General features: G+C 33.3%; 14 protein-coding genes, 1 pseudogene and 1 riboswitch. Of the genes and pseudogenes, 1 reads left to right on the forward strand and 14 read right to left on the reverse strand.

The genetic code is table 11. The features are described 5' to 3' along the window. Positions 1 to 76 precede the first annotated feature (76 nt). The 14 genes and pseudogenes from LHL71_RS05240 to trpS all read right to left on the reverse strand — a co-directional run bounded on the left by LHL71_RS05240 (position 77) and on the right by trpS (position 13,479). Positions 77 to 877 carry a metal ABC transporter permease gene (locus tag LHL71_RS05240; protein ID WP_227360758.1) on the reverse strand — a complete coding sequence of 267 codons (801 nt, stop codon included), beginning with the start codon at positions 875 to 877 and terminating at the stop codon, positions 77 to 79. Next, on the reverse strand, positions 870 to 1,553 hold the full coding sequence (locus tag LHL71_RS05245) for a metal ABC transporter ATP-binding protein (RefSeq protein ID WP_227360759.1): 684 nt from the start codon (positions 1,551 to 1,553) through the stop codon (positions 870 to 872). The genes LHL71_RS05240 and LHL71_RS05245 overlap by 8 nt, the downstream gene beginning before the upstream one ends. A 105-nt stretch (positions 1,554 to 1,658) precedes the next feature. Next, positions 1,659 to 2,516 carry a 4-(cytidine 5'-diphospho)-2-C-methyl-D-erythritol kinase gene (gene ispE, locus LHL71_RS05250; protein WP_227360760.1) on the reverse strand — a complete coding sequence of 286 codons (858 nt, stop codon included), beginning with the start codon at positions 2,514 to 2,516 and terminating at the stop codon, positions 1,659 to 1,661. Positions 2,517 to 2,649: 133 nt separating this feature from the next. Continuing rightward, positions 2,650 to 2,934, reverse strand: coding sequence for a Veg family protein (locus LHL71_RS05255; RefSeq protein WP_227360761.1), 285 nt, complete (start codon positions 2,932 to 2,934; stop codon positions 2,650 to 2,652). A gap of 94 nt (positions 2,935 to 3,028) precedes the next feature. Next, on the reverse strand, positions 3,029 to 3,916 hold the full coding sequence (gene rsmA / locus LHL71_RS05260) for a 16S rRNA (adenine(1518)-N(6)/adenine(1519)-N(6))-dimethyltransferase RsmA (RefSeq protein ID WP_227360762.1): 888 nt from the start codon (positions 3,914 to 3,916) through the stop codon (positions 3,029 to 3,031). A gap of 1 nt (position 3,917) precedes the next feature. Further along, on the reverse strand, positions 3,918 to 4,478 hold the full coding sequence (gene rnmV, locus LHL71_RS05265) for a ribonuclease M5 (protein ID WP_227360763.1): 561 nt from the start codon (positions 4,476 to 4,478) through the stop codon (positions 3,918 to 3,920). After that, positions 4,478 to 5,251: a TatD family hydrolase gene (locus LHL71_RS05270; protein ID WP_227360764.1), complete on the reverse strand. Its 774-nt coding sequence runs from the start codon at positions 5,249 to 5,251 to the stop codon at positions 4,478 to 4,480. Before LHL71_RS05270 ends, rnmV begins: the two co-directional genes overlap by 1 nt. A 63-nt stretch (positions 5,252 to 5,314) precedes the next feature. Further along, complete coding sequence (gene metG, locus LHL71_RS05275) at positions 5,315 to 7,372, reverse strand: methionine--tRNA ligase (RefSeq protein ID WP_249778700.1); 2,058 nt, start codon at positions 7,370 to 7,372, stop codon at positions 5,315 to 5,317. Positions 7,373 to 7,454: 82 nt separating this feature from the next. Then, positions 7,455 to 8,299 (reverse strand): annotated as a pseudogene (locus LHL71_RS05280) (DUF72 domain-containing protein). 9 nt (positions 8,300 to 8,308) lie between these two features. Further along, positions 8,309 to 9,013, reverse strand: a complete 705-nt coding sequence (locus LHL71_RS05285) for an NAD-dependent protein deacylase (RefSeq protein ID WP_227360765.1) — start codon at positions 9,011 to 9,013, stop codon at positions 8,309 to 8,311. Positions 9,014 to 9,022: 9 nt separating this feature from the next. Beyond that, positions 9,023 to 9,991 carry an IpaB/EvcA family protein gene (locus LHL71_RS05290; RefSeq protein WP_227360766.1) on the reverse strand — a complete coding sequence of 323 codons (969 nt, stop codon included), beginning with the start codon at positions 9,989 to 9,991 and terminating at the stop codon, positions 9,023 to 9,025. 7 nt (positions 9,992 to 9,998) lie between these two features. Further along, positions 9,999 to 11,240 carry a hydroxymethylglutaryl-CoA reductase, degradative gene (locus LHL71_RS05295; protein ID WP_227360767.1) on the reverse strand — a complete coding sequence of 414 codons (1,242 nt, stop codon included), beginning with the start codon at positions 11,238 to 11,240 and terminating at the stop codon, positions 9,999 to 10,001. A gap of 69 nt (positions 11,241 to 11,309) precedes the next feature. After that, on the reverse strand, positions 11,310 to 12,260 hold the full coding sequence (locus LHL71_RS05300) for a Ppx/GppA family phosphatase (protein WP_227360768.1): 951 nt from the start codon (positions 12,258 to 12,260) through the stop codon (positions 11,310 to 11,312). 202 nt (positions 12,261 to 12,462) lie between these two features. Continuing rightward, the gene (trpS, locus tag LHL71_RS05305; RefSeq protein ID WP_227360769.1) at positions 12,463 to 13,479 is read right to left on the reverse strand and encodes a tryptophan--tRNA ligase; all 1,017 of its coding nucleotides are present in this window, start codon (positions 13,477 to 13,479) and stop codon (positions 12,463 to 12,465) included. Positions 13,480 to 13,803: 324 nt separating this feature from the next. On the opposite strand from trpS, the gene helD reads away from it, so the two are divergent. Beyond that, a complete protein-coding gene (gene helD / locus LHL71_RS05310; protein ID WP_227360770.1) occupies positions 13,804 to 16,110 on the forward strand; it encodes an RNA polymerase recycling motor HelD in 2,307 nt (768 codons plus the stop codon). A 56-nt stretch (positions 16,111 to 16,166) separates the two neighbouring features. Further along, a riboswitch (TPP riboswitch) is annotated at positions 16,167 to 16,272 on the forward strand. Positions 16,273 to 16,288 lie beyond the last annotated feature (16 nt).

The raw sequence follows: 16,288 nt of genomic DNA on the forward strand, positions 1-16,288 counted from the left end.
TCACCCCAAATTTTGTATAATACCATTTAAATTTTAACATAATGTTCGTGTTTTAGGGAATAAAGTTGCAATTAAATTAGTGTCGATACTTTAATTGATTAAAAATTAAAGCTACGCCATAAATTAAAGCCTCAATCACTGCAATAAAAAAGGTTACTGGTAAATTAGTTACATAACCTAAATACAGTCCTACCCAAACGCCAACTAGCGCAAAAGCAATTGCCAATAACATCATTGAAAAGACTGTATGGGCAAAATATTTAGCACTAGATGCTGGTAACGTAAGTAAAATAAAAATTAATAATGATCCAACTATTTGAGCGGCCACACTAACGTTTAAAGCTAGCATAATTAAAAAGACCACAGAAATTAATCGATTGGGAATATGGTTCGTCTTTGCACCAACCGGATCAAATGAATCATCTTTTAAATTTCGATACATCAAAAGAGAAACGATCAAAATTAATATGGAAAGAATTGACATTTGCCAAACATCGGCTCGACTAATCCCAATTACACTACCAAATAAAATACTGGTTGCATAACTCGAACTTTTATCTGATAAAGCTAAAAATAAAATTCCTAAACCGATAAACAAACCAGAAATAGCACTTATCACCGATTCTCTTCTGGATTCAATTTTACTACTCAACTGACCAACTAACATGGAACTAATCGTCGTAAAAACAAGCATCCCATTTAAGGGAGTTAAACCGGCATACATCCCAAAAGCTGCTCCGGCAAAACCAATTTCAGATAAAGTGTGTGCCATAAATGACATGTTCCTAGCAATTACAAAAACTCCCATAATTCCACTAATAATTGCAATTAAGGTTCCAGCTAAATAAGCATTTTGCATAAACTCATAACTAAACATGTGATTCTCCTTTTAATTGATCTGGTAAGTTATTAATATCTCCGCTTAAATATTCATCTCGTTTTAACCATAAAAAGGAGTCCGGATATTCCTTAACTAGATTTAGATCATGAGAAATAAAAATAATAGTAATATTTAACTCGCGGTTCAACTTGGAAACCACTTCTAAAACTTCTCGTTTAGTTTTAGGATCTAGACTAGCCGTAGATTCATCTAATATTAATAATTCAGGATTTTTTATTAAAGCTTGGGCTAAATAAGCGCGTTGCTTTTCACCGCCAGAAACCATACCTAAGGGGCGATTTCTTAAATGAAATAAATTAACCTGTTTTAAAACTTCATTAATTTTTTGCTTTTCTCGTTTGGATAACCACGGTAATTTGATGCCCGTAAAATTTAAACTAATAAAATCCGCAATCGTTAATGGATATTCTATATCAATATTTCTAAATTGTGGTACATAGCCAATTTTTAAATGATTTTCGATTTCGATTTTGCCATTTAACGGTTTAATTTGGCCAAGTAAAGTTTTGATAAGCGTAGTTTTCCCAATACCATTTTCACCAATAACGGCTAAAAACTGACCTGCATGAATTTCAAAACTTAAATTTTGAAATACTTTTTGGTTAGGATAACCAACTTCCAAATTCTGAACCTTTATTAAGGTTTCTTTCAAAATAAAATCTCCTCGATTCTAAAAAGTAATAATTACTATTTTAAATTACAAGAAAGTATTTTTCAATAAAAATAAAAGCCTACTACGATTAATCATAGTAAGCTTTTATAAATAAATTGGTTGGGTTAAATAAACTTCATTACAAAATCCAGAAATACTATTATAAATTCGTTTAGCTCGTGATTCAGTAGAACAAACACAAAATACAGTTGGTCCCGAACCACTCATTTGTGCTACATCTGCTCCAGAAGATAGCATTCGTTGTTTTAAGGCCGTGATCTGTGAGTGATAACTGGAAGTTATTGGTTCTAATGCATTACCCATATTATTAATTATTTCTTGATAGTTATGTTCATTAATCCCGGTTAATAATTGAGGAATATTGGGATGGTCTAGTTCACTATGCTTAATTTTTTTTAAGATTCTGGGAGTAGATACACTTATATCCGGCTTAGCAATTACAAATTTCATTTTAGGTAGCTTAGGCAATGGGGTTATAATTTCACCTCTTCCACTAACTAATGATGTTTTACTATATACACAATATGGTACATCGGAATCAATTTGCAATCCCAATCTAGCTAATTTTTCTAATGAATAGTTAGTTTCAAAAATTTCATTTAAACCTCTTAAAACAGCCGCTGCATCTGACGAACCTCCACCTAAACCTGCTGCAACTGGAATGTGTTTTTCAATTGATATATTAATTCCGACATCTAATTGAGCTTCTTTTACAAATATTTTAGCCGCTTGAAACGCTAAGTTACGACCATCTTCTGGTAAAAATCCGCTATCTGAAAAGACTTGAATTTGATTAGAATGCTCATTTGTTTCAATCAGAATATAATCCGATAACCCAATTGATGTCATAATCATATTCCATTCCAGGGAACCATCATTATGAATAAATGGCGAATCTAATCCTAAATTCAATTTTGCCGGAGCTTTAACGATTAGCTTCATTCATCGTCACCTCTTCGAACTAGATCAAATTATGTTTAATATTATACTAGCATAGTTGTTATAAAATTAACTGACATAATTATAAATTAAATAAAAATAGGGATGATTTTACATCATCCCTATTTTTATTTAATTAATTTTCTACCGAAACGGATTCGGCTTCATCGATATTTTCTGAGTTTTCCCCATCAAAAACAATTCTGATGTTTCTTGTTAATACATCTGTATAGCTATAAGATACTCGTTCGAATTTGGAGTTTTCCTTATCTAGTTCAACAACAAATACCGAATTAAAAGTTTCACTTAAAACACCATGACGCTTAATTAATTTGCGTCTCCCCGCTTGTGCAGTGACTAATACATGTTCACCTAAATGAGCATCCATAGTTTGCTTAATCAATGATAAACTTAATGTCATTATAACTCACCTCACGATAGTTAATTTTATCACAAAATAGTTATAATTTCAACCCTTATAATAAATAAGTTATTATTGGCTATTAAATTTATTATTAAACTAAGCCAGCGCGGTGAAATGCATTACATAATACAATAAATTGTTCAATGGTTAATTGCTCTGATCTAATACTAGGACTAACTTTAACTTCGTCTAAGACCGCTGTAATTTTTTGTTTAACTTCGGGATCTTTTCCAAAAATACCTAAGAGATTATTCCAAAAGCTCTTTCTTCGATGCATAAAACAGCCTCTAACAAATCCAAAAAATTTACTTTGATCAAACGGTTCAATTGCAAAGGTAGCTTCATTACTTAATTTAACAATTGCTGAATCCACATTAGGTTGTGGAACAAAGGCAGTTCGAGGAACTTCAAAAGCAATCTCAGCTTGTTTCATTTCCTGAACAATAATTGATAATGAACCATAGTCTTTGTTATCCGGATTAGCTGTAATTCTCTTAGCAACTTCTTTTTGCATCATAACTACGATAGTATCAAATTCAACTGGATTTTTTAATAAGTCTAAGATAATTGGAGTCGTAATATAGTAAGGCAAATTAGCAACCACTTTTAAAGACTTATTGCTCTCAAATTCTTGCTCCACAATTTGTGGCAAATTAGCTTTTAAAATATCTTGATTAATAATCTTAATATTATCGTATGGAGATAACGTTTCATCCAAAACAGGTAATAGATTTTGATCAATTTCAAAAGCCACTACTTTGTGAGCTTTTTTGGCTAATTGCTCCGTCAAAGCTCCAATTCCCGGACCGATTTCAATTACATTATCTTCATCAGTAATATCAGCGGCCTCTACGATATTATTTAAGATATTTAAGTCGGTCAAAAAATTTTGACCTAAACTTTTTTTAGCTGATAAATGATAAGTGTTTAAAATTGCCTGAGTTCGTGCGGGATTGGCAATATCTGGATTGTTTGACATATTATTGATCCTCCTGATTGATTTTTTGAATCGCTTGATTAAACATCGCTTGACTAATGCCAAACATTCTTAAACGTTTTTGTAGTTGCTTACCATTTACATAACCAATATTTAAAATTTCGCCAATTTGTTTGCGACGTTCTTTCGCGTCGGTAGTCCCTATCAAATGGGCATTGATTAAATCTTCTTGAGATATTAATTCATCAGCTTGATCATCTTCAGTATAAACATGTTTAAGGGCCTCTTGGATTGCTTCCACACTAGCATGTTCTACTCCCAAAGATCCATCACTTTTACTAGGAACTCCCTGACTTTTTTTAATAAACGCATGCTTAGCATTAGGAACCACTTCTGCGACTGTTTTTCGAATCTTTTCTCCTGAAAAGTCCGGATCAGTAAAAATAATTATGCCGCGTTTTTCAGCAATGCGTTCAATTAAATCTAAGGTTTCTTCTGGAACGGCTGAACCACGAGTTTCAATCGTATCAGCATCTACTGCCATATTAATTCTTTTAGTATCATCTTTTCCTTCAACTACAATAACTTCTTTAATTTTTTTCATTATTCCTCAATTCCAAATACTCTTAAAGCATTTTGATAAGTAGCCTGGGCAACTTCATCAGGATTAATATCTTTATATCTAGCAATTGCTTCCACCGTATATAGAGTATTAGCTGGTTCATTTTGGGTGCCTCGTAATGGTTCTGGAGCTAAATAAGGGGCATCCGTTTCAACTAGGAATTTATCCATTGGAGTATTTTTAGCAGCTTCATGAATTTCCTTAGTCTTTTTAAAAGTAGCTACACCACTATAAGAAACAACCATCCCTAAGCTTAAAAACTTATTTAACCATTCCGTATCACCATTAAAGCTATGAATAATTCCACCCACTTCTTCGATATGCATTTCTTTTAAAATGGCATAAGTGTCTTCAAAAGCTTCCCGATTATGCACCGAGATAGGCATATGCATTTGTTTAGCAATCTCAATTTGGCGTTTAAATACTGACTTTTGAACATCTTTTGGTGAGCGGTCTTGATGATAATCTAAACCTATCTCTCCTAAAGCTACCACTTTAGGATCAGATAAATTATCAATTAACCATTTCTCCTGTTCTTCTCCAAAATCAATGGCGTCTTCTGGGTGCCAGCCAATGATGGAATACATATTAGAATACTTATGGGCTAATTCAATACTTTTTTGATTTAATTTTTGATTAGAACCAACATTCGCTAACTTACTAACTCCCAAACGTTCAGCATGTTCAACATATTGATCTATATTATTTAATAAATCATCATCATTTAAATGAGTATGTGAATCAAAAATTTGCATTTAAAGCATCCCCTTATTTATTTTTTATAAAAATAGACCGTTTTTACACGGCCTATTAAATAATTATTCTAAAGTTGAACCATTATCTAGTTCATTAGGTACAGTTACTACTCTGATATCACCATTTTCTTGTTCAACCGATAGTATCATACCTTGACTTAATACTCCGCGTAATTTTCGAGGTTTTAAGTTAGCTACAATAATTATTTTTTTGCCAACTAATTCCTCAGGGTTAGGATACCACTTAGCAATTCCAGAAACAATTTGTCGGTCTCCTTGATCACCAGCATCTAGTTTAAATTGAAGAAGTTTATCCGCATCTTCAACCTTTTTAACTGCTTTAACTTCCGCTACTTTTAATTCCACTTTTTCAAAATCTTCAAATCCCATGGTTTTGCGAGCAGAAATTAGATGGGTTTCTTTAGGATCAAATTTATCATCGTGCTTAACGGTATTAGCCTTATTTTCAGCAGCTTCTTTCATAGCTTTACGTCCCTTAGTTTTTTCAGATTTAGTCATTTGTTCTTTAATATATGCAATTTCTTCATCTACATCTAAACGAGGAAAGATTGGCGTACCTTTAGATACTACTTGGATATTTTCTGGTAAGTCGTAATAATTAAGACCTAAAATATTAATTTCTTCTTGAATACCTAATTGTTCAAAAATTTCTTTAGGTGCATGAGTCATTATTGGACTAATTAATTCAGCAATCACTCGTAAGCTGGCTACCAAGTGACTCATAACTGAAGCTAATTGATCTTTTTTACTATCATCTTTAGCTAGGATCCATGGTTCTGTTTGATCAATATACTTGTTAGTTTTAGCGACTAATTTCCAAGCAGCTTGAAGAGCATCGGAAAAATGCATGCTGTCCATCAATTTCTTAAATTGACTAATAACTTCTTTAGCAGTTTCTTCCAAAGATTGATCAAATTCAGTGACGCCACTAACTAGTGTTGGAACTTTACCGCCTTCGTACTTATTAACCATTGAGACAGTCCGGTTTAATAAGTTACCTAAATCATTGGCCAAATCAAAATTAATTCGATCAATGAAATCTTCTGGTGAAAAGACCCCATCATTACCATAAGGTACTGCTCTTAATAGGTAATAACGAACTGCATCTAAGCCATAACGATCTACTAACACTTCCGGATAGATAACGTTACCTTTTGATTTAGACATTTTTCCATCTTTCATTAAAAGCCAACCGTGACCTAAAACTTCTTTAGGTAATTCTAAACCTAAAGCGTGTAAGATAATTGGCCAATAAATTGTATGGAAACGAACGATTTCTTTACCTACCATTTGTACATCGGCTGGCCAAAATTTATTAAATAATTGATCATCTTTACCAGTACCATAGCCTAAGGCAGTAATATAGTTGGTTAAAGCATCGATCCATACGTAAACTACGTGTTTAGGATCTGATTTAACATTAACTCCCCAGTTGAAGGTAGTTCTAGAAACTGCTAAATCTTCTAGGCCCGGTTCAATAAAGTTTTTAATCATTTCTTTCATACGAGATTCAGGTTGAATAAAGGTTGGATGTTCTTTGTAATATTTTAACAACCAATCTGCATACTTACTCATTTTAAAGAAGTATGATTCTTCTTGAACCATTTTAACTTCGTGACCACTAGGAGCCTTACCACCGATGACTACACCATTATCATCTTTGTATACTTCTGCCAATTGGCTTTCAGTAAAGTATTCCTCATCAGAAACTGAATACCAACCACTATATTCTCCTAGATAAATATCACCTTGATCTAATAATTTTTGGAAAATGTTAGCTACAGCAGTTTCGTGGTCTTCATCCGTAGTACGAATAAATTTATCATTGGTGATTTCTAAAGTCTTCCAAAGATCTTTAATGTCATCTGCCATGTTATCAACATATTGTTTAGGTGACATATTTAAGTTTTCAGCTTTTTGTTCAATTTTTAGACCGTGTTCATCGGTCCCAGTTAAAAAGAAAACGTCAAAATTCATGGAACGTTTGTAACGAGCCATTGCATCACATGCAATCGTTGTATATGAATTACCAATATGAAGTTTTCCAGATGGATAATATATTGGAGTTGTAATATAAAATGTGGGCTTACTATCTGCCATGAAATTCCTCTTTTCTTTGTATAAAACGCAAAATAATTTAAATAAAGTATAGCAAAATTTGATGACCTTTTGGATTTGAATTTTAAAATAGATCTAATTGCATTGCGGCTAAGCCATGAAAATCAATTCCTAAAATTTGTTGTAGTTCTTTAGCATTACTAGCAGCATCGCCACCAGAATTATTATTAAAGATAACGGCAACTTCCTGAACTTCCGCACTTATTTTCTTAACTTCTTCAGCAATCTCAATCAATTCTTGAGTAGAATAATTATATAAGGTCCGATTCTTACGCCAATTAGTTGGTGAATTCCAGCCCTGTTCATTACGACCGTGCAACCTAAGCATCATAAAATCAGAATTGGTAATAATTGGATCAAATGGCACCCCTTGATTATTATTATGAGGTTCATCGACCATTACCCAAGTCATTTTCAAATCGCTTAAATAATGTTGAACGTCTTGAATGATGGTGGGATCATACCAACTCGGATTTCTAAATTCAATAGCGATTGGTAAATTTTTCATCAAGCGACGCACATTTCTTAAGTAAGTAAACGCTGGTATCGAACGTTTAAAAGATGGCGGAAATTGAAATAAGATGGTCTTTAACTGATGACTTTTCACTAGCGGCAAAACTGTCTTATGATAGTTTTTAAATGCTGCTAACCGCTCGTCTTCACTCGCTGGATCGTTAGTCATCCGATCATGCAAGTCATTAGTCTGTTAGCCTTTAAAATAAATTGAAACGTATCCGGTACTTGCTTTTTCCAATTTAAGATAGTCTGCTCTCTAGGAATTCCATAAAATGGAGTATCTAACTCAACAATTGGAAAATGACCAGCGTATTCATTTAAAGTTACTGGTCGAGAATCATTATCTATTAGACTTGGATGTTCTCCAAAAGTCACTAAACCAATGGTTATCATTACTCCTCCTTATTTTAACTCTGTAAAAAACTCCTTAGCATCAGTCTTAATCATTTCGTAGGGAACTGAAAATTGCAATTCCTCTTGATTAACTACAATAAGTTTAGAAATATTTGATCGGTAATTAAGAAGGCCTGCAAAGGGATATACTCGCATGGTTGTGCCGACTACCACCAATAAGTCAGCATTAGAGACTAGTTCAATACTACGTTTAACATTTTCAGTTGATAATCCCTCTTCATATAACACCACATTTGGTCTTAAGATCCCGCCACAATTTTCATGATACATGAAATTAAAATAAGTTTGGTAATCCACCTTTTGATGGCAGGTTTGGCAATATATATCATATAAATTACCATGAAATTCAACTAAGTTTTTAGCAGCTACCTTCTGATACAAGCCATCTATATTTTGGGTAATAATGGCAGCTCGTTTATTTTGGGTAAATTCTGCTTGACGTTGATGAATTATATTAGGTTTAGCATTTGGATAATACATATTTTCTTTAAGATACTGGTAAAAAACTTCGGGTTCGTTATTTAAACACTTAGCGCTTAAATAATATTCTGCTGATTTATCAGTATCCTTGGTATAAAGTCCATTTTTAGACCGATAGTCTGGAATTCCAGATGAAGTGGATACTCCCGCTCCTGTTAAAAATACAATTGAATTAGCATTATCGAACATACTTTGAATGTTTGTTGAAATCATTATCTATTTTTACTTTCTAATAATATAAGGCATTTTTAAGTAATCAAATAATTCTTTAACGGTTTTAGCATATAAATCTTTAAAGAATTGTGGATCGTCATCTTTACCAATTGGACTAGGAATAACAAATGAATTTTGATCATCTACTTTACTAAATCCAACATATGCCCGGCGATCAGTTTCTACTTCATGAAGTTCTGAATGGAAAATTTCAAAGAGTTGCTTAACATTTAGTCCTAATTGACGTTCAGATAAGACACTAGTCAATGTAACAAACTCAGTATTATGAAGAGCTGGTAAACTCCAATCTTTTAATTGATCGTCAAATGCTTTAAACAACTTAACTACGTTTCTTCTTAAATTAAATGGTGAATCGGTTGGTTTAGCAGTAATAACTTCATATAATTTTTGAGCAGCTGCGTAAGCCTTAGGAAAATCTTTTTTAAGTTGGTCTTCATATTGACTAATCTTGCTGCCATAAAAGACCATGGCATCTAATAATGTTAATAAACGTAATGTCAATTGATCATCATCGTCTGATTCTGGTTTAAGGGTAGCATAAATTCCTTTGTAATATTTAGCTTCGATAGATTCATTAATCAAGTTATGTTTACGTTGTTCTGATACCACTACAAAGTGAGAAACAATATCATATAATTCCGTTCCCATCATTTTAAGTTGGTCATCTAATTCTGGTTGTCCAGTTGTTAATGAGAAAAAGATTTGAGGGAATCCTTTGAGAATCATTAGCAAGTGTAATAACTCATGAGAAGCTGTATAATCTGGCTCACTTAAGTCAGCAATTTGGATAGTAACATCTTCACCATCTTGAACAATTTGAGCTTGATCATGACGTACATAACCCGCTTGTAATTCTCCAATAAAGGTTACTGTAATAGTTCCTGGATAATAAGCATTTACTAAATTTAAGAGATCTTGTACGCCTGAACTTAATTCAATATTAATATCTTTTTCCATGTTTATCCTACTTTCTAATATCTTTTAAAATTTCAATTACATCGTCTGAGCTTGGATGATCGATTTTTCTTAATTCCTTAATCACCATATCAACTTCGCTAGTTTTAGCACCATTAGCCATGGCCATGGATTTAAATTGCAAATTCATATGCCCTTTTTGAATTCCCTCAGAAACTAAGGCCCTTAAGGCTGCTAAATTTTGAGCTAAACCTACGGCTGCTAAAACTTGCATTTCTTCTCGAACATTTTCTATTTTGGCAATATCTTTATTGAGCTGTGCCTTTGGTAAAACTTTAGTGGCTCCACCTACAAATCCAACTGGCATCGGAAGAATCATTTGACCGACCAATTGTTGTTCTACAACTCGCCATTGTGATAATCCGACGTAATGTCCATCTTTAGCCGCAAATGCATGAACACTACTTTCAATTGCTCGCCAATCATTTCCTAAAGCAATGGCTGCTGCATCAATTCCGTTCATAATGCCCTTATTATTCGTAGTGGCTCGTTTATAATCAATCGTTGATATATAACTAGCCTTTTCAATTAATTGGGCAACCTTTTGGCCATCTCCATGTTTAGAAAGTTGATCAAAGGCCACCTTGCCGGTCACTTTAACTAGCTTTTTATCAGCGTAATTACTTAAAATACTCATAATGATTTGACCAGTTATCTGAGAGCTTAATTCATTAGCCATAGCTTCTAACATGGTATTCATAATATTGGCTCCCATGGCTTCAGCCGTATCAACATTGACATCTAATGAAACCAAATTATGGTCTAGAACCCTTACGCTAATATTTTTAGCTCTACCACCATATTTTAAAATCGTGGGATGACTTTGATTAGCAATTTCAATTAGATGTGCTTGCTTGGTAGTGATATAGGCGTTTAGTTGTTCTAAGTCATGAGTTTCAATAATAATTTGGCCAGTTAATTCATTATCTAAAACTTCGGCAATAACCCCAGTTTGGTTTGCTAACATCTTAGCTCCATAACTAGCGGCAGCTATGACCGAGGGTTCTTCTGTAACCATTGGGATCATATAACTTTTATTATTAACTTTTAAATTAGTCATAATTCCTTCAGGTAAATCGTAATTCAATAAAAAATTTTCGATTAACTGATCACTAATCAAATCGTTGGCACCAGTAATTAGCTCGACTTGCTGATCCGATAAATTTAATTTTTGGGTTAAATACTCAATGCGTTGTTTATAAGTAAGTTTATAAAAGCTTTTTTCATTCATAATATGAAGTTGCTCCCATTTTAATTTAAAGCAAGAAAAGCTGGTCAATTTTACTTGATTCCAGCCAAATTATTTTTTCTTATTCGAATTACTATCTAGATGATATTTTTTAATATATTCAACGATAATTCCTTCTCGAACACCGCTTTCTGAGAAGTACATTTTGCGGGCATCGGTGATATCAATAATCGTCATTAATGGTAGTAAGCCACCAACGATGATATCTGCTCGATCCGGTTCAAGTCCGGGAACTTGCTTACGTTGCCTTAAGTTGCCTTTTAATAAACTAGTAAAGGTTCGATTAACTTGCTCAACCGTTAAATGATAACCATGAATTGCATCAATTCGATTCATATGTTGTCGTTTACGATTAATCCTAGCTAATGAACGACTAGCTCCACCTAAAAGTACTAAAGGTTGATGATGAATTTTGTTAATCCATCGAATACTAGCAATAGTTTTTTTGAGATTGATTTGAGCGTTAAATAAATTAGCCCCAGAGATTCGATCAGTTAACCTATATTTTTCGGTTATATTGACTGCACCAATCGGGACGCTATCTAAATGAATTGGCTTGCCTTTTTCAACACGCACAATTTCACAACTTGCACCACCGATATCTAAAATAACGCAATTTTTTAATCCTAATCGATTCATTACTCCTACATAGTCATAGTACGCTTCCTGATTACCAGTTAACACCCTAATTTCGATGCCAATTTTTTGTTTGATTTGGTCTAAAAATTCACTTTGATTTTTAGCCTGCCGAACTGCTGCCGTTGCAATTCCAATAACTTTAATTGACTTATAATTTTCATATATTTTATGAAATCCCACCAGGGCGTCGATAGTTCGCTTCATTGCTTCGGGTTGAAGGATTTTATTGTTTCCCATTCCCTCGGATAAGCGACTATCACTTTTAATTCGCTTGATTTCCCGATAAGAGCCATCTGATTGAATTTGATTAATTGCCATTCTCACAGAATTAGACCCAATATCTAAGATAACCAGGTTTTCCATCCCTGTCACTCCTTTTCGAATTAAATTAAATAATTCGTTGGTATATTTATAGGTCTGGCACTATAAATTTCTAGATTACACATAAATAAAAGTACATATTTATTACAGTTATTAACATTACAATTATATTAAGAATCCTACTAACAAGCAAATATTTTTTAAACCTAAAAAAGGCCTAACTCAAACTAGTTAGGCCTTTTTATTAATCAAAATAATTAATTCCAATTGCATCGCGAACTTCTTTTAAAGTTTGGTTAGCAATAGTATTTGCATAGTCACTACCTTTTCTCAACATATCATAGATAGCGGGGATATCTTTAGCATATTCATTACGACGATCACGAATAGGTTTTAATTCGGCTTGTAAAACTTCATTTAAATAACGCTTAATTTTAACGTCACCTAAACCACCTTGGCGGTATTGATCTTTTAGCTCTTGAACTTTAGCCTTATCCGGATCAAAAATATCTAAATAGGTAAATACGGTATTGCCTTCTACTTTACCAGGATCTTCCACATGGATATGATCAGGATCAGTATACATTGACATAACCTTTTTTTGTAAAGTATCTTCATCATCAGAAAGATAGATTGCATTGTTTAATGATTTACTCATTTTAGCATTTCCATCTAGACCCGGAATTCTTCCTTGACCTTTAGGTGGGAAATATCCAGTTGGTTCTACTAAAATATCTTGCTTATAGATATTGTTGAATGAACGAACAATTTCTCGAGTTTGTTCGAGCATTGGTTCTTGATCATCACCTACAGGGACAACGTTAGCTTTAAAAGCTGTAATATCAGCAGCTTGGCTAATTGGATAAGTTGCAAATCCCACCGGAATACTTTGACCAAAATCTTTTTGATTAATTTCATTTTTAACGGTTGGATTACGTCTTAATCGTGAAATTGACACTAGGTTAGAATAATGTTGAGTTAGTTCACTTAGGGCAGGAATTTGTGATTGAACAAAAATTGTAGACTTAGCTGGATCAATCCCAACTGCTAAGTAATCTAACGCTACTTCAGTTAAACTCTTACGGATTTTTTCTGGATCACGAGCATTATCAGTTAAAGCTTGCATGTCAGCAATCATAATAAAAGTTTCGTAGTCACCAGAATTTTGTAATTCTACTCGGTTTTTAAGTGATCCAACATAGTGGCCAATATGCAACTTACCAGTTGGACGATCACCCGTTAAAATAATTTTCTTTTCCATATTAATTCCTCCTTTTAAAAAAAGCGTCCTATTGTTAAATAACAATAGGACGCTTCAACGCGGTACCACCTAAATTATGATAATAAAATCATCGCTTTAGACAATAAGGCGTCACCCATACATAATTTACCCATTTCGGAATTCCAATCGAATTTCAGTTAAATCGATCTCTCTGTTGTATTCCTACTTAATTACTTATTTACACCATAATTTTACCTAGAAATAGCCTAAATGTCAAAGTCTCATTTTAGTTGACAGTCCGCGTTTTAGCAACTAAAATTGTCAAAGCATTTAAAATTATTTCGACTAATTAGGGGGATTGTTTTGGAAAATTCAGAACTTAAAAATGAACAAGCTCGAGTTGATGAAGTAACTGCTAAAATCAGCCGTAAAATTTTAGCAACTCAAGAAGAATTTAATAAAGCTCACCAAGAAATTACCAAGGTTCAAAAAGATTATTCAAACAATACATCCGTTAACTACTTTGAAGTTGATGACCGTATGGAAACTAGTGCTGAACTTCAACAGCAACGTAACTTGGTTACTCGACTATCTGAAAATGAAAATATCATCAAACGACAACTGGGTACCTATAATACCCTTAAGCCGTCACCTTATTTTGGTAGAATTGATATTCAAGATGAAGGCGAATTAGATGAAGAACAACTCTACATCGGAACCGCTTCTTTTGTAGATGATTCTGGTGAGTTTTTAATTTATGATTGGCGAGCACCTATTTCGAGTATTTACTATAATGGGGTTTTAGGTAAAGCCAGTTATCAGACTCCCAATGGAGCACAAAAAACCGAATTAAAGAAAAAACGCCAATTTAAAATTATTGATGGACAAATTAAAAATATGTTTGATACCAATGAGACCATTGGTGATGAAATGTTACAGGATGCCTTAAGTAATCAAAATGATGAGTATATGCAAAATATCGTCGCCACCATTCAAAGTGAGCAAAACGATATTATTCGCGACACTTATCATGATTTGCTAGTAGTACAAGGAGTTGCCGGTTCAGGAAAAACTTCCGCCATCTTACAACGAATTGCATTTTTGCTTTATCATAGCCGAGATACTTTAGAAGCAGATCAAATTATTTTATTTTCACCAAATAAATTATTTAGTCATTATATCTCGGAAGTCTTGCCTAGTTTAGGTGAACGTAATATGCGACAAGTAACTTTCAATGAATTTATGGCCAATCGCTTACAGGGTGTCCATGTTCAAAGTTTATTCGATCGTTATGAAAATGATCGTCAGAATAATGATTTTAATCCAAACATCCGTGACTTAAAAGAAAGTGGTCAATTTATCGATAACTTGATTACTTACTGTAATCAGCTTGAAGCCTCTGAACTAGCTTTTGTGGATATCTACTTTAATGGCCGAGTATTTTTCTCTAAAGAAGAAATTCGGACTACTTTTGAAAAACAACCTCGCAATTTAAAAATTTATGATCGCTTCTTACAAACCAAAAATGCTTTAATAAAAATCCTCAAACACCGCATTGAACTAGAAACTAAAGCTGATTGGGTTAACGAAGAAATCGATCAATTGTCCGAAGAGCGTTACCACGATCTCGTCATGGATAAAGAATTAGGTGAGTTTCAAGACGAGGAAGTGGAACGACACTACATCGCTAAAATATTAGTTACCGAACGACTTAGACAAGTTTATGATGCTATTTTTAATGGTAATTTCTTTGATCCTTACATCCAATACAATCATTTTTTAAATCATTATTCCCTACCAGCAGCCATTGATCCCAAACAATGGCAACTAACTATTGAACACTTTAATCAACAGGTAGAATTTCATCAAATGGACTTAGAAGATGTCGCACCCTTTATGTATTTACGAGATTATTGTTTAGATGATGGTAAAAATGTTTCCATGAAATATTTATTTATTGATGAAATGCAAGATTATTCAATCGCTCAATTAAAGTATCTTAAATACGCTTTTCCAGAAACCAAATGGACGTTACTAGGTGATAGTGAGCAAGCATTATTTAAAGCCGTGGAAGCTCCTGAAAGTTTGCTAACTAGATTAGACCAAGCTATTGATTCCAAACATTCTAAATTAATTAAATTACTGAAATCATATCGCTCAACTTATCAAATCACTACTTTCGTTAAATCGATTTTGCCAAAAAATAATGAGATTGAAGCGTTTAATCGCCAGGGAGTGCAACCTGAACTATTGATTACATCTAACCTCGATCAAGGATTTAAAAGCTTACTAGAAACGATTGATAAGCAAGCTGATCATAATGAAAATATTGCCATCTTAACTAAAAATATGACAGAAGCTGAACTAATTTATAATCGAATTCATCGACAAACTCAAGCGACTCTTTTAAAAGATGCCGATCGAACATTACCTAAAGGAGTAGTCATATTGCCAATTTATTTAGCTAAGGGGTTAGAATTTGACTCAGTTATTGCTTGGGATGTTTCCAAACAAAACTATCCTACCGACGACTTACTAGGAACCTTATATACCATCATGACTCGCGCAATGCATCAACTTACAATGATTAGCATTAATGAAGTCAGTCCTTTAATAACTAGACACTCAGAAACTTTAAATAACTTAATAATCACTCGAAAGATTAATTAGTCGTTTACTAATTTTAATTGCCATTTAAATTAAGTTAGTGTACGATTAACTCAAATAAATAAACAACGGGGAGCTTGTAAACTTGCTGAGAAAAAGGTGTGACCTTTGACCCATAAACCTGATTTGGATAATGCCAACGTAGGATAAGATTCTCATAAATTGAGTACAAAATACTGCG

It is taken from the genome of Lentilactobacillus laojiaonis (assembly GCF_020616595.1).
In the GTDB taxonomy this organism is placed as follows: Bacteria; Bacillota; Bacilli; order Lactobacillales; family Lactobacillaceae; genus Lentilactobacillus; species Lentilactobacillus laojiaonis.